Raw genomic sequence first — 24,181 nt, 5'->3', positions numbered from 1 at the left:
GTTTACCTATAACTCTTCTGCCTCTTAGCCCGTGCAGAGCGCCCATGCGGTTTCTTGGGCTCGGTCTGTCTTGGATCCTCGACGAGAAGACGCCTATCGTATTGTAGGTAGATTTTCTTCAACTCCTCATTTCCGCTCCATTCTAGGATAGCCCTAGCAATAGCTGTACGTATAGCTGAAGCCTGACCTATTATGCCACCGCCCTTAGCCTCAGCAAAAATGTCTATCGTCTTAACCAGGTCGCCTGCAAGGACAATTGGTTCCATGATCTTTAGCCTTACAACTTCAGGTTCGAGAACCTCGAGAGGAGTTCCGTTGATAAAAATCCTTCCCTTGCCATCTCTCACTATAACTCTAGCCCTAGCTGTTTTACGTCGAGCGGAAGCTAGAACAACTCTCACTCGGCACCACCCATAAGCACTTTATTAGAGAGCCTAGCGTATAGTTCCCCAAGTGTTATAGATGGAACAAGGGGGTTTTTAAATAAGGCCTCTTCCACTTTAACCATCTTTGCCTCCTTGAACTCCTCGGGGACTCCTACATAAACCTTTAGTCTTTTGAGGGCTTCACGCCCCTTCGGTTTATCGTGAGGAAGCATGCCCCGCACCATTCGTTTGAAGAGCCTATCTGGCGTCCTATGATACTTTGGGCCCCGCTTCTCGGGGTTGTAGTAGGTCTTCCATTCCAGCCATCTTTTCAAGTATGTCGCAGTTATAGATTCAGGCTTGCCTGTTATGATGATCTTATCCGCGTTTACAACAACGATATTTTTGCCCTCGAGAAGTTTTTTAGCGATAACACTGGCAAGCCTTCCAGCAATGTGATTGGAACCATCTATTACTATTATGTTATCCATACGTATCCCCCCTAGACTCAGGTGATAATCTTAATATTCTTACCCTCTGGCCTTCGCTCTAAGAGCTCTTCTATAGAAATAGCTTCGCCAACACTTTTTATCTTTTGATAGGCTTGCTCAGAGAACCTCCATGCTGCAACGGTAACTTTTTTCTCTAATACTCCACTACCCAAGACCTTCCCTGGAACTACGATGATATCTCCGTCATCTGCATTCCTGTTTATCCTACTTAGATTCACCTCTACGCGTTTACGGCGAGGGTTTGATAGATATGCTGCAACGTCCCTCCATATCGACGCCTCGTTTTGTCTACTTTGTTTCTTTAAGAAGTGTATTAGCCTCCTGAGATGAATGTTTGTAGACATTGTACGACGCATATTTAGACCCCTCTCTCTATGTCTTTACGGGTTAAAAACTTTGCCCGCCACCAGAGGGCGCTTCTGGAGGGGCAGGGGCTAGGAAGGCGTTTAAGGCGTCAGATATCTTGTCGTGGAGCGCGCTTAGCCTTTCGTCTAACACTTCAAGCGCGACTTCAAGGAGTTTACGTGGTGGCAGGCCCCCCAGCGTCTCTATGGTTAGTATAATTTTAGATGGATCTCCCTCGACGCGCACTATATCGGGATATTTTTCAACACATTCGCGGCAGAGGGAACAAGCATTCTCATTTATGACAACTATACGCCCCTGAGTATACCCGAAGACCCTTCTAGGACAGATATTTATCAAATTGTTAGCCTTCTCCTCGGGCACCTCAGGGTTTAAGACCTTAACAATAGGCTTGTACTTGTACCCCACAGCCGTGACAGGCTGCCATTTAGCATGATTCTTGCCGACACCCATCCTTGCAATGGCGGTTAAAGCTATTTTTTGTCCCTTGTTGAGTTTCACTATCGGAATATACTTGGAGACTGGTTCAACTATTACCTCATTTCTCTCTTTCTCGAAGATTATCCCTTCGATTCCCTCAAACCTAAGATGTCCGCTAAAAACGGTTTTTGGTCTTTCCAGTGCCTCTTCATTAAGAGAGAAAACTACTTGACAATCATTTCCATGATTCTGGTAGCAATCTCTTAGAGCATCGTACAAATCCTCGCTCATTTTAAAGGGGATTAAACCTAGCCTATGAGCTATGTACTCGTCCCAAAACCCACTCGTGTTCTCGGTAAAAATAACCTCATCTATAGCAAGCGTCGGAACCTCGGATATTAAAGCTCGTCTGATACTATTAGCAAAAGCAGGCGTGACGTTCTCAAGGGAAACAACAAGTAATTTATCCTTCCCTTCCAAAACGTGGAGAGTGGGTTTTGACGACATAAAATTACCTCGTTGGTTTTTGTTTACGCCCGCGTAGAATCTCTTTGAGAGAAACCCCATTTACCTTTATAACCTTCCATCTGACTCCCGGTAGGTCACCATAAGCCCTGCCTTCCGGTCCACCTATTCCCTCAATTACTACCTCGTCATGTTCGTTAATAAATAGGAGGGCGCCGTCTCCGGGCAAAAACGCTGTGACTACTTTCCCGTTCTTTATGAGTTGAACCCTTACACATTTGCGTACAGCGCTGTTAGGTTGACGGCTTTCAATGCCAACCTTCTCGATGACTATTCCTCGGGCCATTGGCGCACCTTCAAGAGGGTCGACCTTCTTCTTAAGCTGTAACATTCTACGCTTGTACTCCAGATCGCTCCAGCGGAGCTTCTTCCTTTTAAGCTCTAGCTTGCGTGCTGCAAACATGCCCATTGGAGACTTACTGCCAGGCATAAACTTCAGCTTGTTCTCACTTTTCAAGGTTTAAAAAGTTTTATGTCTAAAGCTACGCCAACTTGAGTTATGGTTGATTACGCGGCTCCGCTAAGCCAGGATTAAACTCGACCACCCGAAGGTCGCTTATTCCAAAGTATCTTGAGAGTAATAGCTTCGCTCTATAAGCATTCCTACCTTGCCTTCCTATCGCTATTCCCAATTGACCCGGGGCAGCACGAGCTACTACTATTTTTCGGCCACCCTCCTCCTTAACCTCAACCTGAACTATTTTTGCAGGGTAAAGAGTGCTCTTTGCAAGCTCCTCGATAGTTTCTCCATCCTCGACTACCTCCACATCACGTTTAAAGACATCTCTCAGCATTCGAATCTTCGACCCGTTTTTTCCTACAGCGAGACCCGCAAGACCCTTATCGACGACGAAAATTAAGCGGTTGTATTGAGTGTCTACAACACAATCCTTGGGCGGAACCTTGGTTATGTTTTCAAATAGACCCATCATTTGAAGCTCTTCATTGCCGAGTCGGCGTCCACTCGAAGCCAGGCTCATGTAACTCCCTGTGTTAACATTAAGATGTTACTCTCGCCCGGATCAAGTATGGCAATAGCTGATACCAAATAGGGCTTGTTGCATGCAGCTCCTAGTTCTCTGCTACTCCCGTTGAAGACGTATACTGGTATTTGCGATAGAGAAGCGTAATACTTTATCTCCTCACTTATGTGACTGGGCGCGTTCCGGGCGAGAATAACGAGTTTTGCCTGAGCGTTGATTATCGCCTTAATTGTCCTCCTATATCCTAGGAAAGCTTTTCCTGTCTTTAACACCGTCTGTAATTCTCTAATTAGATCACTACTACTCATTTACCCTCACCTTCACCAACACTGCGCTGATACTTCATTTTAAGCTTTACAGCGCCTGTTCCTACAGGGATAGGTTTACTCTCTATTATAACGTTTTCTATAACCCCTTTGAGTTCATCAATCTCGCCTCGCATGGCAGCCTCAATCAAATTCTTAACCGTAACCTCGAAGCTTGCACGGGCAAGTATACTTCCTTTCTCGCCGGCAACTCCATGCCTACCCACCTGCCTAACTTTCCCTGTATAGGTCATTGCGTCAGCAACCATGAGGATGTGCCTGTAATCTACGTCTAATCCGTGTTCGTCGAGAACCTTCTTTATCTCTTTTATAATTGCAGCCCTTGCGGCCTCTATTCCTAAAACTTCGTATATTTCTATGATGTTATTGGTTACAGTCCTTCGAGGATCGACTCCCTCTATATTCAAAACAGCCTGGAGGTTACTACCCTCGGTTAGAATAACATATTCCTTTAGATTGCCGTTATCGTCCCTAATTGGTTTCACAATTGCATGTCTGATGCCTTTAATTCCTTTTACGCGCAAGTCGAGAATCCTGTCATACATTCTCCTAAACTTGATAAGATCCTCGAGCTCCGTGTAGAATATTATCGTGGAGTTATCTTCCGACACCTCTATTTTTCCTTTCTTACCCTTAACCCGGTTTAAGGCCTTAACTATATCATCAACAGTAACGCCGCGGTTCTCCATCATTTCAGGGTCCAACTCGAGGATGATGCTTTTTTCATAAAAGTCCATTACAATACTCTTGCTCAAGGTCTCGACTGTTGTTAGTTCTATCTCCCTGGCTATTCTGAGTGCCTCCTGCTCGTTCGTAGCTATTTCTGGTTCCAGGTAAATCTCCATCATAGGTGTTGAAGGCTCTCTTCTAAGATCCACTATCTCGATCAGTCTTGGTAGACCCAGAGTTACGTTTAACTCGCGTACACCAGCAAAGTGGAAAGTTCTGAGCGTCATCTGGGTTGCAGGCTCGCCAAGAGACTGAGCTGCAACCATTCCGACTGCTTCTCCTGGAGCTACAAGGCTTGACAGATATCTGCGTACGGCCTCCTCCAATACTTGAAGAGCTTCACCTCGAGTAAGCTTGTACTCGAGTATCTTTTCGTATAATTCCCTCCTTAGTGAAAGCGGCAACATGTCGTGGTATTTCTCAATCTCGCTCCATAACTCTTCTGGACTTATGGGTTCTCTCATCATGCTTCACCTCTCAAAGCGATAATCTTCTTAACCAATTTTTCGACATCAACGGGTTTACCGTGATCACTTCTCGCGGGATCAACACCGTCTTCACCGTAGCGGAATTGTATTATCATCCCTTCACTGTTGCGAACCGTCCCGTCATATGCCACGTAAAAGTCTTGAATGGCGCTTTGTAAACGCCTATACATGTAACCGCTCTGAGCAGTGCGTACAGCAGTGTCTACAAGTCCCTCTCTTCCGGATATAGCATGGAAGAAGAACTCCACGGGAGATAGGCCTCGACGGAAGCTGCTGTAAACAAATCCTTTCGAGGCAGGGGAAAGCTCTCCTTTATCGAAATGTGACAGTGTTCGCTCGGTGAAGCCACGCTCGATCCTCTTCCCTCTAACAGACTGTTGTCCCACGGTGGCAGCCATTTGCGTCAGGTTCAGCATGCTACCTCTAGCCCCCGTCCTGGCCATTATGACCGCGTGATTCATTAGACCGAGATACGCTCCAGCTATTTCTCCCGCCCGGCTACGTGCCTCCGCTAGAACGTTCATTATTAGATCTTCCAACGTTTCTTTCCTCGTTTTTCCTGGCATTGGCTGTAGCTCGCCCCGCTTATATTGCTCTATAAGCTCCATGACCCTTTGTTCCGCTTCACGTAAAACCTTCTCAATGTCCCTCTGCGCCTCATCCGGGATCTCGATACTGTCAACACCCATCGTGAAGCCATGCATATCGAGGTAAATGATAAACATCTTGTATAACCCGTCCATGATTTCCTTAGCCTTCCCGACGCCATACTCCCTTATTATCTCATGGAGTACGGTGCCGTGTTTTTCTGCACCTATAGCCTGCTTATCGAAGACGCCCAGTAAGAGTTTTCCGTTCTTTATGAGGATATAGCCGTCATTTTCACAAAACTCCTGGTCACATTTCCCGGAAGATGGCGCTACGGCAGCCCTGCCCACGTAGTCCATGTCTGGGGGCAAGAAAACGCTGACTAGCTGTTTCCCAGTCCAGTAGGGGCCTGGTTTTAGAATGGCAGGTTCGGGTAGTGATCCTTTGTAATTTGCATTATACAGCAGAGTTGTGGCTTTATGCTTGTCAAAAAGTGAATCCTTTCTGGTTAACAGGTACGCACCCGTTATATAATCGTGGATTGCTCCAATGATGGGTGCCCCATACCTGGGAGTCATTATATGCTCCTGGACCAGCATCAATGTTCTTGCCTCGGCCCGTGCTTCCTCGTTTTGAGGCACATGGAGGTTCATCTCGTCTCCGTCAAAGTCAGCATTATAGGGTATCGTGACTAGGAGGTTCAGCCTGAATGACTTGTAAGGCAATACTTTGACTATGTGAGCCATTATAGACATACGATGAAGTGAAGGTTGCCTATTGAAGAGAACTACATCCCCATCCTGGAGATGTCTCTCAACTATAAACCCGGGCTTCAAGGTTTGAGCGACTTCTTCACGATGCTTTACGTATCTAAGATCTATGCGCGAGCCATCAGGCCTTATGATATAATTTGCGCCAGGCCATTTTTCAGGCCCGTTAATTACGAGCCTTCGTAGTTTCTCTATGTTCCAACTGGTCACTTTTTCTGGTACTGTTAATACTTTAGCTACGTCCTCGGGTACGCCCACCTCATTTATACTCAGGTTGGGGTCCGGGGACACAACCGTTCGTGCCGAGAAATCCACTCTTTTTCCAGCTAAGCTACCTCTAAATCTACCCTCTTTACCCTTTAGACGTTGCGCAAGTGTCCTTAAGGGTCTGCCTGATCTATGCTTCGCTGCAGGAACCCCTGGGAGCTCATTATTGAAATATGTGGCTACATGATATTGAAGCAATCCCCATAGGTCCTCTATTATTAGCGGCGGCGATCCAGCCTCTATACTCTCTTTTAGTCTCTGATTCACTCGTACAATATCCACTAACTTATGGGTGAGGTCATCCTCGCTCCTGTCACCTGACTCCAGCGTGATAGACGGCCTCACGCTTGGAGGCACAACGGGAAGCACTCTTAGAACCATCCATTCAGGCCGGGCCTCTTTAGGATCCAACCCTAGAAGTTCAAGGTCTTGGTCTGGGATTCTCTCGAGTCTTTCGCGGATCTCTAGAGGTGTAAGTTTTATAAGCCCGCCTTCTCGCTCCTCATAAAAAGTATAAGGTTTCTCAAGCTTAATCTTGTATTGAGGACTACCGCAATGGGGGCATTTTTGAACCTTTGAAGCTTCCTTAATAATCGCTTGTGCATATTTGTATTTAAGCGGAGGCCAGTGTTTCGCCACCGCGTTTATTCTTTTCTTCCATGTCTCGATCCTATCCTGCGGTAGCTTTACTCTTCCACAGTATCTACAAGTAGCCTTAAGGAGGTTAGCGATATATGGTGAGAACTCGGGGTGAATAACAGGTCTGGCCAGTTCGATGTATCCGAAGTGGCCTGGGCAGTTTACAGCTCTATTACCGCATGTCTGACACGTAGTGCCTGGTTCGATCGATCCAAGCCTACGATCCATTAAGCCTCCAGGTATCGGTAGTCCCTCCTCGTCATAAAGCTCGGAGGTCTCAACACGCATTACCGAGATTTTCCTGATAAGGTCAGGTGATAGAATTCCGAACTTAACACCAGCAACAATTTTATGCGAATTACTCATGTGAACCACCTCATATCGAAATCTTGTCTTTTAACAGTAGCTTGACAGATATTCCTAGGCCAGTAAGTTCCTGTAAAAGCAATTTGAAGGCGTAGGAGACTTCGACTGGATGAAGCTTTCCCTTCTCTTCGCCACATACAGGGCATACGGGAATATTTTTCTTGGCATCAAACCATCCGGTGTAGCCGCAGTTCTCGCAAACCCAGATTGTGGTTTTATCGGAGCTTTCTAGGAGCCTCTCGCGCAGTAGGAGAGCTGCACCGTGCCCTACGAGACAATCTTTCTCCATCTCACCAAACCTTAGTCCTCCTTCTCTAGCTCTTCCCTCTGTTGGCTGCCTGGTGAGTATCTGCACTCTGCCACGCGCCCTAGCGTGCATCTTGTCCGCAACAAGGTGGTGTAGCTTTTCGTAAAAGACAACTCCTATAAATATCTCGGCTTCAAGCTTTTCGCCTGTTATCCCATTATAAAGAACCTCTCTGCCATCGCTCCTAAATCCATAGCTTCTAAGCAATTCCCTAATGTCGTCTACGCTAGGAGCCTCGAAAGCCGTAGCATCTATGCGTTTTCCTGAGAGAGCTGCGACCTTGCCTGTTATAGCCTCGAGGAGTTGTCCAACAGTCATTCTGGAAGGTATCGCGTGAGGGTTGATGATTAGGTCAGGTGTTATTCCCTCTTCCGTGAATGGCATGTCTTCCTGAGGGACTAGAAGCCCGACAACGCCTTTCTGACCATGTCTCGACGCAAACTTGTCCCCAACCTCTGTGGGTCTCAGATCCCTGACTCTAACCTTTACGAGCTTTACACCTTCTGGGCTCTCCACAAGTACTACTTTGTCCACTATGCCGCGCTCGCCGTGCCTGAGAATTATCGAAGTATCCTTTCTCCTAGAAATCGTTCTAGGTTCGTAGGTCCCAGTATAGAACCTGGGGGGACTGGTACGCCCTATTACTACTTGTCCTCCTTTTAATTCGCTCTCTACGTGTGCTATTCCATCGACCTCGTCGAGTGCTTCATAAGCTTCTATTGGTTTAAGATCCAGGAGCTCCTCCTCAGGCCTCGGCTTTTCGAATTTGTCTTCCATGCCGCCTGGATACCTGCGCTCCTCGGCCTCGTAGGTTCGTAAGAAGACTGATCTCGTCATTCCCCGCTCAATGGAGGCTTTATTGATTATGACCGCGTCCTGTATGTTATAACCGCCGCCTGTCAATACAGCCACAACCATGTTTGTTCCATAGGGCAGAGAGTCTATAGGGAGAAGGTCAAAAATCCTAGTCTTAACTAATGGCTTCTGTGGATAATACATAATATGCATTCGGGGATCCATTCTAAGCTTGAAGTTGAGAGTCGGTATTCCTAGTGACTGCTTAGCCATAGCTGCTTGGTAAGAGTTTCGGGGAGATTGATTGTACTCGATGAAGGGTATGGTCATCGCTATTACGCCTAGGATAGCAGAAGGAACTATTTCGAGGTGTGTGTGCTTCGGAGTCAGTTTTTCTGGGGAGTCAGCTATAAGCGCGTTTTCCTCTTCCTCAGCATCCAAGTACTCTATAATACCGTTCTGAATTAAGTCGCTCCATGTCCATGCCCCCTCGCGTATCATCTTGATATGCGATGGCTTTAGCTTCGGTTGGGCATTCTCGACAATTATCAAGGGTCTTCGCAATCTCCCAGCATCACAATTCACGTAAACTTCCTCGATGCGTCCTTGTTTGTATATCGCTACGTTAACCTCATGGCTAATCCTACCCTGTCTCCGCAAACTTCTTATGGTTGAGACTAGAACGTCACCGTCCTCTACAAATCCTATAAGCCTACCGTTGAGATAAACCCGGGCTCCCGACACGTTTAAACCAACACTCCTCTCTAGGGGTATAACGTTGAGGCGAGTTACGAGTAACTCATAGATTTCCCTCTCATTATACCCGTTGGAAAGGGTTGCGAGCAAAGCCAGGTTCTTAACTAGGCCACAGTTCTGTCCTTCAGGGCTTTCAACTGGGCAAAGCCTCCCCCATTGTGTAGCGTGTAATTCTCGCGCTTCAAAGTGAGGCTGAGTTCTTGAGAGAGGAGAAACAACCCTTCTAAGATGAGATAGTGTAGAGAGGTAGTTTGTCCTATCGAGTATCTGGCTTACTCCTGTTCTTCCACCCACCCAGTTTCCAGTGGCAAGAGCATGACGCAGTTTATCGGTTATAATGTCAGGTCTAACTATACTGATTATGTTGATATCCCGTCCTTTTGTCATGTGACGCTCCAGCGTGTATGTCATCTCTCGAACTAGCTGCTTAAAGGCTACCCTGAATACCTGCCCTATAAGCTCCCCGGCATGTCTTAATCTCTTGTTCGCAAGGTGATCCTTGTCATCGGGTCCGCGAAGCCCTATCTTTAGCTCTAGTAGCCGGGCTACCATCTGTCCTACGAAATAAGCTTTTGCCAATCTTGCAGACTTTGTTCGACCAACGTGAGGTAGAAAGTTTTCGTCTAAAATCTGTTCAGCTCTCTCGATTCTAACGTTCCGTGGTTGTCCTGTGGCTACTCTTGAACCAATATAGTCTAGCGCGTCCTCTACTGTTGATGCAATCTTTGATTGTTCAAGAAGGATTGGAAAGAACTCTTGCTGTATTTCAGGATTATTGCTAATCGCATAGACAATGTCTCTATCCTTCTGGAGCCCTAATGCTCTTAGAACAACAACAACGGGAATTCTCTGAGGTACATGTGGAAAACTTATGTAAATCATTCCGTCCTTCATTCTCTCCACGGTAATGGGTACCTTGTATCCCGCCGCCACCGAGAAAACCTTCGCTGTGTGAGTTACAGACGTCCCTGTACCGCCGTAGTCGACCAGAACCCTGTTTACCGATAGATCCTCCTGCATTACTACTACTCTTTCAGAGCCGTTAACTATGAAATAGCCGCCAGGGTCGTAGGGATCCTCTCCTAGTTTTATTAGATCCTCTTCTGAGCTTATGCGGGATAGAATACACTTGTTGCTTCTAACCATTATAGGCAGCATTCCTATGAAGACTCTCTCGGTTTTTCTTTCTTCACCGTCCACATATAGTGTCATGTTTAGGTAGACGGGAGCAGCATAAGTGATATTTCGCAGACGTGCTATCATCGGGGTTAGAGTGATCTCAGAGCCGTCAGCCTCCTTGAATATTGGTTCCCCCACCTCTATCCTACCAAACTTTATCTCAACACCATGAGCCTCCAGTTTTATACCACCAATCTCATCCACGATTTCCTGTAATCCTTTTTCTAGGAGTATGTTGAAAGAGTCCAGGTGTTGTCTCACAAGACCTAATTCCTTGACATATGCTTTGACAACCTCCCAGCGATCCTCTCTAGTTAATACCTTGCTCTCCATAGACATCACCCTGGCACTACAAGACGAAATGCCACCGACTCTCCAGCGGTTGGGCTTTGCCTTATAAACATAATAACGTCGCCGGGCTTAGCGCCCAAGGCCTTTGCCACAGGATCCGTTGAGAAAATCCAGGGCAACTCTGTCTTTTTTAAACCCATTATTTTGAGTATACGCTTCGCTTCGTCACGTGAAAGTAAAACAGACTTCGGTACAAGCTCATGCTCAAGAACATTAAGTTTACGAGGCATAATCAACCTCACTTTTAGACTAGTTGATAGCGTTAAGAGTCCTGTTTTTAAACATTTCGTTAGGACTGCCCTTGAGACTCTTACCCTGAAAAGAGGCTGTTCTTAAATTAGAGAACTTACCAACAGTGAAACCAGAAGCTTAAATACATGTCTCTTTGAAGCTATTCCGGATCGGGGATGAACGCTGAGGGAGACAGGAATCCCAGAGCAGTTTCATTAGATGAGCTCACTGAGCTATGTGTAAGACGTGGCTTCTTTTATCCTACAGGGAAGATATATGGAGGGCTAAGCGGCTTTTACGATTATGGACCGTTAGGAGTAGACCTAATGAGAAATATCCTAAACGATTGGTGGTGGTTTTTTGTCGAAAAAAGAGAAGACATCTATGGCATATATGGCAGCATAATAACTCATCCAAGGACGTGGGAGGCTAGCGGTCACGTTGAGAGCTTCATAGACTACATCGTTACTTGTAAGAGGTGTGGAGCCGAGTACCGAGCCGATCATTTGTTAGAGGATCTGGGAATTAAGGTAGTTGATTATTCAATTGAGAGCCTAAAGAAATTGATTCATGAGAACAATATCAGATGCCCCTTATGCGGAGGCGAACTCACAGATCCTCGAACTTTCAACCTGATGTTTGCAACAGCACTCGGTCCGAAAAAGGACCCCCCTTTCACGGTTTATCTAAGGCCAGAGACAGCCCAGCTTATCTTCGTTAATTTCAAGAATATAGTTTTCACAATGGGGGCTACGCTTCCATTCGGAATAGCGCAATATGGAAAGGCTTTCAGGAACGAGATCTCTCCGAGAAACTTTCTTTTCAGGCTACGAGAATTCATTCAGATGGAGATTGAATACTTTGTAAATCCAAGGAAACTCGATGAATGCCCATATTTTGACTCGATACGACATCTCAAGATTAACCTCTTAACCGCTGAGGATCAAGAGAAAGGTACAGATTCAGCTAAAAAGATCACGATAGGTGATGCAGTCCAGAACGGTCTTATAGGCTCTAAGTGGCACGCGTATTGGATAGCAGAGTCCCTCAAATGGCTTTGGCGTATAGGCCTTTCACCTGACAACCTGCGTGTACGAGAACACGTGAAAACAGAGCTCGCACACTATGCAGTCCAGACATTTGACATTGAGTATTACTTCCCCTTCATGGGCTGGAAGGAGATTGAGGGTATTTCAAATAGAGGGGACTACGACCTGAGAAGGCACCAGGAATTTAGTGGGGAATCTCTCCACATAGTCGACGGAGATGAAAAAGTTATTCCTTATGTGATAGAGCCGTCTTTCGGCTTGGAAAGAGTAATTCTAGCCCTGTTGACCGAAGCCTATGTTAAGGAGGAAAAACGAGTATATTTAAAAATAAAACCTTCAATAGCACCGTTCAAGGCTGCTATATTTCCTCTTGTCAAGCGAGACAATATTGATGTCCTGGCAAGAGAGATCTATGAGGAACTTCGCGAACACATCAGAGTTTATTATGACGAGGATGGAAGCATTGGGAAACGTTATGCAAAAGCTGATGAGGTCGGAGTCCCCTACTGCATCACAGTTGACGGTCAGAGCCTGGAAGATGGTACAGTCACAGTCAGATACAGAGACACCAGACAACAAGAAAGGGTGCATAGGGAGAAACTACTCGAATTTTTATCTCTGAAAACGCGACCTTAAGAGAAAAATTAATATCCTATATCATATTGCTACAAATACGGGCAGGGCCGGTAGCTCAGCTAGGAAGAGCGACGGTTTGCCTAGTCCTCCTAGGCAGGTTGAGGCTTTTAACCCGTAGGACCCGGGTTCAAATCCCGGCCGGCCCGTAATCTTACAGTTTAAAACGCTATCTCTCGGAAAAGCCAGTACATCAATCATTTACTTGAAAGAACGATCACCCTCTAGGAAAGCTAATGGTTTTATATTTTTGTCAGAGGTGTAAAAATGATGATGAGTGACTTGCCGTCTGAATAGGAATGAGGAACGGCACACGAAGGCTGAAAAAACTTTTAACCTGGACTTTTGTGAATTATTTTTGTCAGGGGCCCGTAGTCTAGCGGTAGGATGTCGCCCTTGCGCAGCGAGTCGCGCGGCGAGCACAAGGAATTCGTATATGGGGTTCGCCGGAGATCGGCGGAGGTCCCGGGTTCAAATCCCGGCGGGCCCACCAGGCTATAATCTTGGGGGTTCTAGTGTGTCTTCCCCGCTTCTTATTCCTCGAGGATGCTTTCAAGAGTGTCTCTGTGCTCTTCTAGCTCTCTGAGCATCGCGTCCATGCTGTTGAGTGTCTTCCTGTATTCTGGGGGGATGTCCGCGTAAATCCTTAGAGAGGCTATGCGTGTGCGTCGAAGGTTTACCTCCTCGACCGCCTCGCTTAGGGCGTGGTACGCCCTCCCCGCGTGGTCAACCTGCCAGGCCTGCATAGCCCTGGACTCCCCCGGGTTAATGTTGAGGGCACCGGCGAGGGGGAAACGCCCGGCTGTAAGCGTCCAACGCCTCCCCGTGCCCCCGGTGCGGCCTCGAGGCCAACGCGGACATCAACGCATGCTTAAACATCGCCAGGAAGGCAGGATACACCCCGCCAACACCGACCAGAATCGAGACCTACACCCCCACACACCAAGGAGTCACACCACTAAACGAGAAGGAAAAAAGTACCAGGCCAGAAACAATAACCCCTAAGAGGGGTAACCGGGAGCCACCCCCCAGTGGCGCAGGGCGGCTGGATGGTGTTAAATATCTAATATACTTCAGGATTGTATCCGAGACGTCGATGAAAACAAGTGCGAAAACAATAAATTTACCCCTAAATGCCTTGAGACTTGGTAAGCCCCGGTAGCTCAGACTGGTGGAGCGTCGGCCTTGTAAGGCCCTAGAGAGGGGGGTTCGAGGGAGCCGAAGGTCCCGGGTTCAAATCCCGGCCGGGGCTTCTTGGATTCTGTTCTCATGTTAACCACATGACGTATTTTAACCATATCACATGAGAAATTTTGATTTCACATTCCACTGCAAAAAACATAATTAGAGCTCGGATAATGGGATTACACATGTCTGAAATATCTGTTAGGTTTAAAGCAAAGGTCTCTAATATCTCTCTTTTTGACGCTCCCTTTGGAGAGAGAATGGTGAAATTGGAACTAACAGAGGAAAGAGAAATGCCCGAGCCCATGTTTGTGAGATCTCCGGATAGCGAGATAAGTCGTGAAATAGCCCCAATAATATCGCAAATCATGAGAATGTTTCCCGGAGCTTCGCCCGGAGTTATGCGTGTTCCAAGAGTTACATTGGTATTAACCGAAGATGAATGGGAAAAGTTCGTTACGAAGCCTAGCATTGGAGACTTCTTTGAGATTACGATCTCAAATGAAAAAATAGAATTGAAGCGAGAGGGTTAGGGTGGACTAAGCTTTAAGAACTTTAATGGTATGTCCTGGACTCTTCCCTCTGGTGTCCAACGTACTATGACTATTGGTAAAACGCCCATCTCAAGCTCTCTCTCGGCTATTTTTATAGCGTCTATATTCTCAGACTCCTCAACTGGGATCAAGACGGGCGCCCCAAAGGAGATCTGAAGGGCTCTTATACCAAGAATCCGGGCTTTCTCAAACCTTGTCAGCCAGGGTGGACCAATCTTGACTTGAAATTTAGACGATGAGGTATTACCTTTTGAAATATTACCCTCGAACATAAACGAGTTAGACAAGAAAAACAATATTTAAATCTTTTTAAAGTCTAATCTTTGTTTAATCGGTTTCGAATTCTCCGGAAGGTGTTTTCTCCTTCTCCTTCTCTTTCCCTTTCGGAGGCTGAGCTGCGATGATATCGTCAATTCTCATTATCATTATTGCTGCCTCTGTAGCCGACTTTAAGACTTGTTTCTTGACAATTGCTGGCTCAAGTATTCCAGCCTTGTAAGCATCCTCAACCTTGCCTGTGTAAGCATTAATACCAGCCCATTTTTCGCCCCTTGCGTGTAGACGCTTGAGCTCTGTTAACACGTCTATGGGCTCAGCTCCCGCGTTCTGCGCAAGTATTGCGACTATGTTCTCGAGAGCTTCGGCATACTTTTCAACCGCTAATTTCTCCTTGCTTGGCAGAGTGTTAGCAAATTCCCTTAATTTCATAGCCAACTCTATCTCAACTGCGCCTCCACCCGCTACTATCTTCGGATCCTCTATGACATTTCGGACAACACTGAGAGCATCATGAATCGCTCGCTCAGCCTCGTCGACAATATGTTCAGCACCGCCTCGGACGAGTATTGTCACGCTCTTGGGGTTGGGGCAGCCTTCAACGAAGACCATCTTCTCGTCCGCGACCTTCCTCTCCTCCACGAGCCTTGCATTGCCGAGAGCCTCTGGAGAAATATCCTCAACCCTTGTAAGTATCTTAGCACCAGTAGCACGGGCAAGCTTCTCCATATCACTCTTCTTAACACGCCTCACAGCAAGAATACCAGCCCTGGCAAGATAATACTGAGCAACATCATCAATACCCTTCTGACAGAAAACAACATTAGCACCACTCTCCTTAATCTTCTCTACTTTCCTGCGTAGTATTTCGGCCTCCTGGTCGAGGAACATTTTCAGCTGCTCAGGCGTGGTTACGTTAATTTTTGCGGTCCACTCAGGCTTCTCGATCTCTAGTGGAGCGTCTAGAAGCGCTATTTTCGCGTTCTCAACCCTCTTAGGCATGGCTGGATGTACAACCTCCTTGTCTAGAACAATACCCTTCACAAGCGTAGTCTCTGTTATACTTTCACCCTTCTTCTTCTCAACCTTTATGTCATCCAGACTGAGCTTGTATCCACCGTCCCTTTTTTCTGCTACTTGGAGGGCTGCTTCAACTACTATCTTTGATAGAAACTCTTTATACTCGGCTACAACTTTGCTTGAAAGAGCTGTTTGCGAAATCTTCTCGAGGATATTTCTGTCCAACGGGTCTACTTTTACCGCCATCTCGTCAATTTTCTTCGTCGCTTCTACGAGAGCCTTCTCGAAGCCCTCGGTGATAATAGTTGGGTGGATGTCTTGATCTATCAATTCTTCAGCCGCTGTGAGTAGTTGTCCGGCAAGTACAACAACGCTAGTTGTGCCGTCACCAACCTCGTCGTCTTGAGCCTTTGCCACCTCGACAAGCATCTTGGCCGCGGGATGCTGAACCTCCATTTCCTTAAGAATTGTAGCTCCATCACCGGTAATTGTGGCGTTTCCAAAGGAGCCTACCAGTAGCTTGTCCATTCCGCGTGGACCTAGAGAGCTTGCTAGGGCTTCAGCTATAACCCTGGCAGCATAAATGTTGGCTTTTCTAGCATCACGCCCGGTCGTTCGCTGAGTACCTTCTTTCAATATCAAAACAGGAATCTGGCCTGAAGGCTGAGCCATGGAATTCACCCTTAGCATTTCCAGAAAAACATCACTTCTATAAAAACTTTTCTTTATTTTTCCATCCCTCAAGAAAGAATTATATATCTCCGTCAAATGCGTGAAGATGCGTGGATGAGGTTAAACAAAAAAGAAACAAAATTATCGAACACGCGATGTTAATTTCTACTCTTCTAGTAGCCGTCGCTCTTATTTTTTCCCTCGGGTACCTGTTACACACGCAAGTCCCCCTAGCCGTGGTATCGAGCTGGTCAATGGAGCCCACCCTTCACGTTGGAGACATAGTGGTTGTTTATGGCGCCAGCCAGTACTCTATAGGAGATATTGTGGTTTACGAGTCTCCTTCTGGTCTAATTGTTCACAGGATTGTCGGCGTTAACGGTGATAAATTCATTACTAAAGGAGATGCGAACCCTTACCCCGACAGCATCCATCCTGATAAGTTTACGATAAAGGGCAGAGTAATTTTCGTGATTCCGTATATAGGTAACCTTAAATTAATCTTCGAAAGATTAATTTCACATTAAATCTTCAACATACTTTATTCCTTACTCCTCCTATGGGTAAGTATTTATATATCTCTTCAAGATATTTATAAACCCGTAAGGGGTGGTCAACATACCTGAACCAACCTATGAGATTCAAAACGTTGTTGCCTCTGTAACCCTCAACCAACGTTTAGATCTAGAGCGTATAGCTGAACGAATACCTCACGCCGAGTATAGTCCGGAACATCCCAGGTCTCCGGACCTGGGATCCGAGAGTTTCCGGGTCTAGTGCTTAGACTAAACAGACCGAAAACAGCAACGCTAATATTCTCCAGCGGGAAAATGGTATGTACAGGAGCAAAGTCAGAGACGGAGGTCAAGAAGGCTGTTGGAAGCATTATCAAACTCTTAAAGCAGCACGGAATAGACATTAGAAATGAGCCCATAGTTGAGATACAGAACATAGTGGCGAGCGCTAACCTCAAGGCGGCTGTTGACCTTGAACGGGCTGCCTTCCTACTAGAAAACGCTATGTATGAGCCTGAACAATTTCCTGGACTAATCTATCGTATGAACGAGCCGAAGGTCGTCTTACTGATCTTCAGCAGTGGCAAAGTTGTGTGCACAGGGGCTAAAAAAGAAGAAGAGGTAAAAAACGCCGTAAACAAAATCTATGCTATACTCAAAGAGCAAGGAGTTTTAATAGAAGACTAGACAAAAAATAAAAGCTGAAATTGTTTTCTCTCCTCGTTCGAGAGGTGTCTACCACGTCTAGAAAAGATTTCATCATTAGAGAGGTTAGACACGAAGAGTTAGGTGAAGTCATAAGGATAAATAAGGAAGTATTGCCTGAAAACTATCCTGTATTTTACTTCGAAATGCATTACAGAAATTTCGGGAAAGCCTTCTTAGTCGCGGAGCTAGATGGGCGCATAGTGGGCTATATTATGTGCAGAGTAGAGTATGACACGCTCTACACTAACCCTAACAAAATAGGGAAACGAGGACACATAATTTCTATTGCTGTACTCCCCTTTGCTCAAGGACGTGGTATAGGAACTGAGCTTATGATCAGAGCCTTGGAGAACATGAAGAAATACTATGGTGCAGAGGAATACTATCTAGAGGTTAGAGTTAGTAATGAAATAGCTATAAGACTTTACAAAAAACTGGGCTTTAACGTTGTAAAGGTCTTGCCAGGGTACTATCTTGATGGCGAAGACGCATACTTGATGGCTCGTCCTGCTTAGACTCTTGTCACTTGGTCTGTAATTGAATTGTACACCGCAATTTGAGTCCAGTTATACCCATTCGGTGTTTGCACTACTGTCCAAATAGCGTAGTCTCCCGCTGATCTGTCTCCGTTTTGGTCTAGTGCTGTGTTTCCTGTTACTCCGTAGTAGTGTTGTGCTATTGTTGGTAGTGCTTTTGCTATTGTTTCGCCGTTGTATTGTCCTGTCGTCATTACTGCTAGGGCTATTAGCCAGGCAGCATCATAAGCATTCATAGCATATGAGTGTGGATACTCATTCATCTTCTTCAAGAATGCTTCGACAAACCTGCTTTGCTGAGGGTTCCCAGCCGGCTGGAAGATTGTACATGGAAGTCCTCCCAATGCGACCAGTTGTGCACCTACCTGATCTGTGAGCTTGGTAGAGAGCGCTACTCCATCTGTTCCGAACCATTTGAGGTGGGCTAGCGTGGGGTTTTGTGCTGCAGCCTGTATCACCCTTATCCCGTCGTCCTCGAAGCTCACGAGCACAACTGCCGTGTCAGGGCCTAGGGCCGCGGCCTGCTGCGCGAGCCTCGCAGCCTCCCCTGAGAGGTCCTGGGCGTTGGGGTCGTAGGGTATGCCTGCAACCCTCCCGCCGAGCTCCTGGAACCTAGCAGTGAAGGAGTCGTAAAGCCCCTTGCCCCAGGCGTCGTTCCTGTATATGACGACCGCAGACCTGAAGCCACTACTCCACACAAGCCTGGCCAGGGCCCTACCCTGATAGTTATCATTGGGAACCACCCTGAAGATATAGTCACCCGGAATAGCTAGAGATGCAGCGGTGGATCCCACACTGATCACGACTATCTTGTTGGCGTCTGCGAACTGTTTAACGCTGCTCACCTCGCTACTCGCCTCAAGACCTATAATAGCCTGGACGCCTTGAGCAGCTAGAACCTGTATCTTGGCCCTAGCCTGCTCAGGGCTAGTAGCAGTATCCTCGACTAAAAGCTTGAAACGGAAAGGAGACCCAACACTCTCAGCAAAAGCATTAATGTCCTGAACAGCGAGCTCGAGGGCTACTTGGTCTCTCTTACCATAAGACTCTAAGTCGCCGGTAAGCTCTAGGAGCGCGCCTATGGGAACCGTTATTGTCTGCTGAGTGTTTTGGGTAGATCTATTCCATAGTAGAGAGCTCATTAATGCTCCTAGGATTAAGCCTATTAGGAGAGCGCCAACTGCTAGGATGAACACGTTTGTCCTTGCTATGGATTTTAAACTAGAGGTTTTTTCCATGATCACAGGGAGGGCTAACTAGAATAGTGTTTTTAAAGATGGTGATCCTATTGAATCTCTAAGCGAAGACTTATCAGTACATGTATATTTGTCTTTCATAGTTATCTTTATATTTTAGCAGATTCTGAGGCGTTGACAAAAAGTTTTAAAGCGATCGTCTATTCGATAGCCAAGGGGTAAGTTATGCCTATAAGAGATCCCGAGAAACTACAGTTAGCCTTGGACTACCACTTTAAAGTTAAGATTTGTAGGAGGTGTAATGCGAGGAACCCATGGGACGCGGAGAGGTGCAGGCGTTGCCATAGCCGTGATTTGAGACCTAAGCGATACAAGAAGTAATATCTAACTTTATACGCTTTCTATTTATCTGTGGTTTGTTTTTTAGTATTGTGGGTATTCCATGGGACGTGTTGACAAGGGAGTGAAATGTTCCGTTGAGGGTTGTGACAACGATGCAGTGAGATCAATATCGCTTGAAAACTATAAACGGAGTGGGGTCAATCTTAAGCTTAAAGAGGGGACGAAACGGGTATACCTATGCCGTGAGCATTATAAAGAGTATAAGAAAAACTATAGGAGAAACGTTTGGAGAGTAGAGAGGTTTACGCGGTGAGTCTTATTGCTTTACTTGTTCTCAGTAAGGTACTCGGGGAGCGATGGCCGAGCAGTCCTCTACTTTTATGACGACGAAGAACATAAAATAGTAAAGATTCCGGACTACAGCGGACACAAGCCTTACCTTCTAACTGACCTTACACCCGACGAGATCATTGAGAAATTCCCTGAAGTTATAAAGCATCCGGGGTTCAACAAGCTTGATATTGTCGAGAAATACGATGCACTTAACGATCGTTGGATTAGGATGACCAAAGTGGAAGCCAACGATCCACTATCTATAGGTGGTTCTGGGAAAAGTATTCGTGAACTCTTAAAGGATCACTCATGGGAAGCTAAAATAAAATATCATCACTGCTACATATACGATAGACAAATCATTCCAGGAATGCCCTATAAGTATGAGGACGGGGAACCCAAAATAGTGGAGACTAGTGTCCCTGAAGGCATACGTAAACTTGTAGAAGGCCTTGTAGAGGATAAAATCCAAGCTGCAGAAATGATAGAGTGGGCGAAACTCCTAAGCGCCCCTATTCCCAAGATTAAAAGAGTTGCGATAGACATAGAAGTGGAGTCTGAGGCTCTTAGAGTACCCAGTCCGAAGCTCGCAGAGGACAAGGTAATAGCCGTTTCGTATTACTCATCCGATGGCAGAAAAGGAGTATACCTTTTAGAGAGAGAGGAAAAACATGGGAACACACAAATCTCGCTGGGAGACGCTAGGATAACTTTCTTTAAGGATGAAAAAGAGCTTCTACTTGCAACTTTCAAGTTGATCGAAGAGTATCCTCTCTTAGTCACCTTTAACGGTGATAGTTTTGACCTACCTTACCTCTACAATAGAGCCTTAAAGCTAGGATTCAAGAAAGAAGAGATACCAATCTCATGGAAAGAAAGAGACGAGTACCCCGAACTACGAAACTCTATTCACATTGACCTCTACAAGTTCTTCACAAATAAGTCCATGCGTGTCTATGCTTTTGGAAACAAATACAGGGAAGGAAACACTTTGGACGAAATAGCTTCAGCCCTCCTCGGAAAAGGCAAGGTAAGACACGAGGAGTTGATTTCAGAGATGACCTATCAGCGTCTAGCAGAGTACAGCTTTCGTGATGCCGAGCTCACCTACGAGTTAACAGCTTTCAACGACGACCTTGTTATCAAACTCATCATACTTATGATGAGAATATCTAAACTACCAATGGAAGACCTAACACGTCACAACATCTCGGCATGGATCCGAAATATGTTCTACTACGAGCATAGGCAGAGGGGCTGGCTCATACCCAACCCTGAGGATATCAAGAGAATTAAAGGTGATACTTCAACCCGCGCAATAATTAAGGGGAAGAAATATCTTGGAGCAATAGTTATCGACCCCTTACCCGGAATGTACTTCAACGTGCTTGTAGTTGACTTCGCTAGCCTATATCCGAGCGTAATCAAAACTGGCAACCTGAGCTACGAAACAGTTCGATGCCCCCACGAGGAATGTAAAAGGAACATAGTCCCAGGAACACCCCACTGGGTTTGCACACGTCGAAGAGGAATGATGGCTTCCATTATCGGGATCCTAAGGGATCTCCGCGTATACGTTTACAAGAAGGCGGCAAAAGAGGTAAAGTCTGAAGACGAGAAGCAACACTACGATGTGATCCAGTCTGCACTCAAAGTTTTTCTAAACGCAAGTTACGGTGTCTTCGGTTCCGAAGCATTCCCACTATACTGTCCCCCGGTAGCGGAAAGCACAACAGCCCTTGGAAGATACGCTATCTTGAAGACCATGAGGAAGGCTGTAGATCTAGGCATTCCTGTTCTTTACGGAGACACTGACAGCCTCTTCCTCTGGAATCCAAGCCGCGATAAATTAGAAAAACTGCTACAGTCAGTTCTCGATGATTTAAAAATAGACCTCAGTGTTGACAAAGAGTACAAGTGGGTTGTTTTCAGTGAAAGGAAAAAGAACTACCTCGGAGCGTTAAAGGATGGAAAAATAGACGTAAAGGGTCTTGTCGGAAAGAAAAGAAACACCCCCGAATTCATAAAGAAGCTGTTCACAGATGTTGTAACAACACTTTCAAAAGCGGACACCATTACCTCGTTTGAAGAAGCTATCGAACAAGTAAAGGATGATATCAGAGAATCAATTATGCGCTTGAAAAATAATCAGATTTCATTGGATCAACTGGCATTTAACGTGGTATTAACGAAGGACCTACAAGAATATGTCGAAACAACCCCTCAACACAAGAAGGCTGCACAACAGTTATTGCGAGAATACAAGAAGCTCTATGGCAGTACTCCAGTAAACATTATGAAGGGTAGTGTCGTTAGCTATGTGAAGACAAGGGATAGGGAAGGTGTAAAGCATGTACAACTTGCACGAATAGATGAAATAGACACTGAGAAGTATCTAGACATAATGAAGACCACATTGGAACAGGTTCTCGATGCTCTTGGAATAAGTTTTGACGAGCTCCTTGGAATACAATCCATTGATGATTTTCTGCAAATTAAGTCAAAGAAATAACCCGGAACCTAACTCAAAGCTTCCTCTATCTTACGCCTCGCAGCCTCGAAGTCGGGTTTTGTCCCGACGATAGGTACTTTCGTGAGGACGTGTTTTATCTTTCCGTTGTCGTATACCACGAATACTTGCGGAATGTCAGCCCCTCCGAACTCGTCCTTCTCGCCATACTTTGTTAGAAAAACGTAGTCCTCTTGCTTTTCCTCAAACTCTAAACCTTTGCTTTTAGCCACCTCCTGGCTTATGCTTTTTAGCTCCTTGTTAAAGTCGGCCCACGATGCCCCGACGAAAATTATCTTTACGGGCTTAGGCATCCGAATCCCCAGGCATGAGACAATTTCATCCCCTTTATTTATTTTTATATGTGCCTCGAATATGTATCCTCAGAGAAACACATGTTGAATCAAGTTTCATCAAATCCTATTCCTCTTTTAAGACATCACTTATCGATTTGTATTCTCTGCCCTTCTTATAGACGATTTTCGTCTCAAGACGAATTGGAAGCCCAATCTCATAAAAAATCCAATATACAGCCTCTGCATTTAGCTTTTCCCGTAGCCTGCCTGAATAAAATAATTTACCAAGCTTTTCTCCTATCTTCTTGGCAGTATCACTATATTGCTCGACAGCCTTCTCAAACATGATCCTGCCATCATCAGTTAAGTATTTGAGAAAAATACTGTAGTAGTCTGGTTCAGCCTTTTTAAGTTCTTTTTCGAGCATTTTTCTTTGCATTTCAAGCAGCATTCTCTTCTTTATTATTTCAAGGTCGCTTCCCTCACCCATTACACAACACCGTGTTTGAAAAAATACACAATGCTAATTTAACCCTTTGCCTCAATTTATTCATGACCCGGGTGACTATTGGTCGCCGCTCGAGGCGCCTTCGCGCCAGCAATGAAAAGCGGCAACCCACACCCGGGACACTGCTTCTTATTTTCCAGTCATTGTCGTTGTAAGTCTCTAAAATAAGATCAGAAGCGGCCTAGCGCCGACTGCTGCCCTGCGTCACTGGGGGTGGCTCCAGGGTTACCCTTCTAGGGATTAGTGTATTGCTCTTGGTGTATTTTTCTCTTTTTCTCGTTGAGTGGTATGACTCCGCTATGTGTCGACACGAAGGCTTTGACCTCGTTTGGTGTGGGCGGGCTGTATCGTGTCTTGTGAGTGATGTTCAAGCATGCGTTGATGTCCGCGTTTACTTCGAGGACCCCCAAGTCCTGCACACACATCGCCCCTCTCAGGGCCTACGCCGACATTCTGCCAGACCCAAGGAAAATACTCGACGACATAGATGCAATGCTCAGGGAGCTAGAAGAACATCAAAGCAGGATCGAAGGACTCTCAGAGGAATGGGAAGCTGAGAAGACATACTAGACCCCCCAAGATTATAAAGAGTGGGCCGGCCGGGATTTGAACCCGGGACCCCCCGGTCTCTGGAAGAGGCGCCAGAGGGGCGCGCTCGTTTATCAGCTTCACCGCGCTATAGGAAGCGCTCGGATGCTCTACCTGGCTGAGCCACCGGCCCTCCGCGCGGCATTAGAACAAAGATTAGGATAAATATATTGCTTACGCATCTCTATCCCCTTAAAGCCTTTTCATACTGTTAAAAGGTGTAATGCTAAGTGCGGGGCCGCGTTATAATCGATCGCGGAGCGAAAAAAACATAAAGCCCTTTCCTATTGTGATTTGC

At 46.0% G+C, this 24,181-nt stretch carries 24 protein-coding genes, 4 tRNA genes and 2 pseudogenes; 12 read left to right on the top strand and 18 right to left on the bottom strand.

Annotated elements, in window-relative coordinates:
* Positions 1-2: 2 nt before the first annotated feature.
* The 11 genes and pseudogenes from MA03_RS00140 to MA03_RS00090 form a co-directional block, all read right to left on the bottom strand.
* The gene (locus MA03_RS00140) at positions 3-401 is read right to left on the bottom strand and encodes a 30S ribosomal protein S9 (RefSeq protein ID WP_052883334.1); all 399 of its coding nucleotides are present in this window, start codon (positions 399-401) and stop codon (positions 3-5) included.
* Positions 398-856: a 50S ribosomal protein L13 gene (locus MA03_RS00135; protein WP_236944885.1), complete on the bottom strand. Its 459-nt coding sequence runs from the start codon at positions 854-856 to the stop codon at positions 398-400. Before MA03_RS00135 ends, MA03_RS00140 begins: the two co-directional genes overlap by 4 nt.
* A gap of 17 nt (positions 857-873) precedes the next feature.
* Positions 874-1,251, bottom strand: a pseudogene (locus MA03_RS00130) (50S ribosomal protein L18e); the annotation flags it as partial.
* Between the two features lie 13 nt (positions 1,252-1,264).
* Positions 1,265-2,170: a DNA-directed RNA polymerase subunit D gene (locus MA03_RS00125; RefSeq protein ID WP_052883332.1), complete on the bottom strand. Its 906-nt coding sequence runs from the start codon at positions 2,168-2,170 to the stop codon at positions 1,265-1,267.
* 4 nt (positions 2,171-2,174) lie between these two features.
* Positions 2,175-2,618 carry a 30S ribosomal protein S12 gene (locus tag MA03_RS00120; RefSeq protein ID WP_052884829.1) on the bottom strand — a complete coding sequence of 148 codons (444 nt, stop codon included), beginning with the start codon at positions 2,616-2,618 and terminating at the stop codon, positions 2,175-2,177.
* A 67-nt stretch (positions 2,619-2,685) separates the two neighbouring features.
* Positions 2,686-3,168, bottom strand: a complete 483-nt coding sequence (locus MA03_RS00115) for a NusA-like transcription termination signal-binding factor (protein WP_052883331.1) — start codon at positions 3,166-3,168, stop codon at positions 2,686-2,688.
* The gene (locus MA03_RS00110) at positions 3,165-3,479 is read right to left on the bottom strand and encodes a 50S ribosomal protein L30e (RefSeq protein ID WP_052883330.1); all 315 of its coding nucleotides are present in this window, start codon (positions 3,477-3,479) and stop codon (positions 3,165-3,167) included. The genes MA03_RS00115 and MA03_RS00110 overlap by 4 nt, the downstream gene beginning before the upstream one ends.
* Positions 3,476-4,678, bottom strand: coding sequence for a DNA-directed RNA polymerase subunit A'' (gene rpoA2, locus MA03_RS00105; protein ID WP_394326351.1), 1,203 nt, complete (start codon positions 4,676-4,678; stop codon positions 3,476-3,478). Before rpoA2 ends, MA03_RS00110 begins: the two co-directional genes overlap by 4 nt.
* A gap of 11 nt (positions 4,679-4,689) precedes the next feature.
* Entirely contained in the window at positions 4,690-7,344 is a 2,655-nt protein-coding gene (gene rpoA1, locus MA03_RS00100; protein ID WP_052884827.1) for a DNA-directed RNA polymerase subunit A', read from the bottom strand.
* 10 nt (positions 7,345-7,354) lie between these two features.
* Positions 7,355-10,720: a DNA-directed RNA polymerase subunit B gene (locus MA03_RS00095; protein WP_052883329.1), complete on the bottom strand. Its 3,366-nt coding sequence runs from the start codon at positions 10,718-10,720 to the stop codon at positions 7,355-7,357.
* Positions 10,720-10,962 (bottom strand): DNA-directed RNA polymerase subunit H, encoded by a 243-nt coding sequence (locus tag MA03_RS00090; RefSeq protein ID WP_052884826.1) that lies wholly within the window; start codon positions 10,960-10,962, stop codon positions 10,720-10,722. The genes MA03_RS00095 and MA03_RS00090 overlap by 1 nt, the downstream gene beginning before the upstream one ends.
* Before the next feature lie 177 nt (positions 10,963-11,139).
* On the opposite strand from MA03_RS00090, the gene MA03_RS00085 reads away from it, so the two are divergent.
* From MA03_RS00085 to MA03_RS00075, 3 genes are all read left to right on the top strand, one after another.
* On the top strand, positions 11,140-12,648 hold the full coding sequence (locus MA03_RS00085; protein WP_052883328.1) for a glycine--tRNA ligase: 1,509 nt from the start codon (positions 11,140-11,142) through the stop codon (positions 12,646-12,648).
* Positions 12,649-12,692: 44 nt separating this feature from the next.
* Positions 12,693-12,794 (top strand) — tRNA-Lys (locus tag MA03_RS00080).
* A gap of 216 nt (positions 12,795-13,010) precedes the next feature.
* A tRNA-Val gene (locus MA03_RS00075) sits at positions 13,011-13,138 on the top strand.
* A 40-nt stretch (positions 13,139-13,178) separates the two neighbouring features.
* Here MA03_RS00075 and MA03_RS00070 read toward each other — a convergent pair.
* Positions 13,179-13,391: a hypothetical protein gene (locus MA03_RS00070; RefSeq protein WP_052883327.1), complete on the bottom strand. Its 213-nt coding sequence runs from the start codon at positions 13,389-13,391 to the stop codon at positions 13,179-13,181.
* A gap of 406 nt (positions 13,392-13,797) precedes the next feature.
* Here MA03_RS00070 and MA03_RS00065 point away from each other — a divergent pair.
* Together MA03_RS00065 and MA03_RS00060 are read left to right on the top strand one after the other, a co-directional pair.
* Positions 13,798-13,897 (top strand) — tRNA-Thr (locus tag MA03_RS00065).
* A gap of 118 nt (positions 13,898-14,015) precedes the next feature.
* Positions 14,016-14,363 (top strand): arcadin 1, encoded by a 348-nt coding sequence (locus MA03_RS00060; protein WP_052883326.1) that lies wholly within the window; start codon positions 14,016-14,018, stop codon positions 14,361-14,363.
* On the opposite strand, the gene MA03_RS00055 is transcribed toward MA03_RS00060, so the two are convergent.
* Positions 14,360-14,656 carry a DNA-directed RNA polymerase subunit K gene (locus MA03_RS00055; protein ID WP_052883325.1) on the bottom strand — a complete coding sequence of 99 codons (297 nt, stop codon included), beginning with the start codon at positions 14,654-14,656 and terminating at the stop codon, positions 14,360-14,362. The genes MA03_RS00060 and MA03_RS00055 overlap by 4 nt on opposite strands.
* 55 nt (positions 14,657-14,711) lie before the next feature.
* Entirely contained in the window at positions 14,712-16,352 is a 1,641-nt protein-coding gene (thsA, locus tag MA03_RS00050; protein ID WP_052884825.1) for a thermosome subunit alpha, read from the bottom strand.
* A gap of 110 nt (positions 16,353-16,462) precedes the next feature.
* Between thsA and MA03_RS00045 the strand changes: the two genes are divergently transcribed.
* The 3 genes and pseudogenes from MA03_RS00045 (at position 16,463) to rimI (ending at position 18,090) form a co-directional block, all read left to right on the top strand.
* Positions 16,463-16,879, top strand: a complete 417-nt coding sequence (locus MA03_RS00045; RefSeq protein WP_052883324.1) for a signal peptidase I — start codon at positions 16,463-16,465, stop codon at positions 16,877-16,879.
* 91 nt (positions 16,880-16,970) lie between these two features.
* Positions 16,971-17,554, top strand: a pseudogene (locus MA03_RS00040) (TATA-box-binding protein).
* A 20-nt stretch (positions 17,555-17,574) separates the two neighbouring features.
* Positions 17,575-18,090, top strand: coding sequence for a ribosomal protein S18-alanine N-acetyltransferase (rimI, locus tag MA03_RS00035; protein ID WP_236944883.1), 516 nt, complete (start codon positions 17,575-17,577; stop codon positions 18,088-18,090).
* On the opposite strand, the gene MA03_RS00030 is transcribed toward rimI, so the two are convergent.
* Positions 18,087-19,349, bottom strand: coding sequence for an ABC transporter substrate-binding protein (locus MA03_RS00030; protein WP_052883322.1), 1,263 nt, complete (start codon positions 19,347-19,349; stop codon positions 18,087-18,089). The genes rimI and MA03_RS00030 overlap by 4 nt on opposite strands.
* A gap of 183 nt (positions 19,350-19,532) precedes the next feature.
* Here MA03_RS00030 and MA03_RS08495 point away from each other — a divergent pair, with 183 nt between their 5' ends.
* The 3 genes from MA03_RS08495 to MA03_RS00025 all read left to right on the top strand — a co-directional run bounded on the left by MA03_RS08495 (position 19,533) and on the right by MA03_RS00025 (position 22,494).
* Positions 19,533-19,688: a 50S ribosomal protein L40e gene (locus MA03_RS08495; RefSeq protein ID WP_191118586.1), complete on the top strand. Its 156-nt coding sequence runs from the start codon at positions 19,533-19,535 to the stop codon at positions 19,686-19,688.
* Positions 19,689-19,749: 61 nt separating this feature from the next.
* On the top strand, positions 19,750-19,962 hold the full coding sequence (locus tag MA03_RS08490) for a hypothetical protein (protein ID WP_191118585.1): 213 nt from the start codon (positions 19,750-19,752) through the stop codon (positions 19,960-19,962).
* A 6-nt stretch (positions 19,963-19,968) separates the two neighbouring features.
* Entirely contained in the window at positions 19,969-22,494 is a 2,526-nt protein-coding gene (locus tag MA03_RS00025) for a DNA-directed DNA polymerase I (protein ID WP_052883321.1), read from the top strand.
* An 8-nt stretch (positions 22,495-22,502) separates the two neighbouring features.
* Here the strand turns inward: MA03_RS00025 and MA03_RS00020 are convergent, their stop codons facing one another.
* Positions 22,503-22,805 (bottom strand): hypothetical protein, encoded by a 303-nt coding sequence (locus MA03_RS00020; protein ID WP_052883320.1) that lies wholly within the window; start codon positions 22,803-22,805, stop codon positions 22,503-22,505.
* 106 nt (positions 22,806-22,911) lie between these two features.
* The gene (locus MA03_RS00015) at positions 22,912-23,277 is read right to left on the bottom strand and encodes a hypothetical protein (RefSeq protein ID WP_052883319.1); all 366 of its coding nucleotides are present in this window, start codon (positions 23,275-23,277) and stop codon (positions 22,912-22,914) included.
* A gap of 378 nt (positions 23,278-23,655) precedes the next feature.
* Here MA03_RS00015 and MA03_RS00010 point away from each other — a divergent pair, with 378 nt between their 5' ends.
* Entirely contained in the window at positions 23,656-23,865 is a 210-nt protein-coding gene (locus MA03_RS00010) for a hypothetical protein (protein ID WP_191118584.1), read from the top strand.
* Positions 23,866-23,886: 21 nt separating this feature from the next.
* On the opposite strand, the gene MA03_RS00005 is transcribed toward MA03_RS00010, so the two are convergent.
* Positions 23,887-24,016, bottom strand: a tRNA-Ile gene (locus MA03_RS00005).
* Between the last annotated feature and the right edge of the window lie 165 nt (positions 24,017-24,181).

The organism is Thermofilum uzonense, assembly GCF_000993805.1.
Taxonomy (GTDB): Archaea; Thermoproteota; Thermoprotei; order Thermofilales; family Thermofilaceae; genus Thermofilum; species Thermofilum uzonense.
This window is presented reverse-complemented; position numbering and strand designations above follow the sequence as displayed.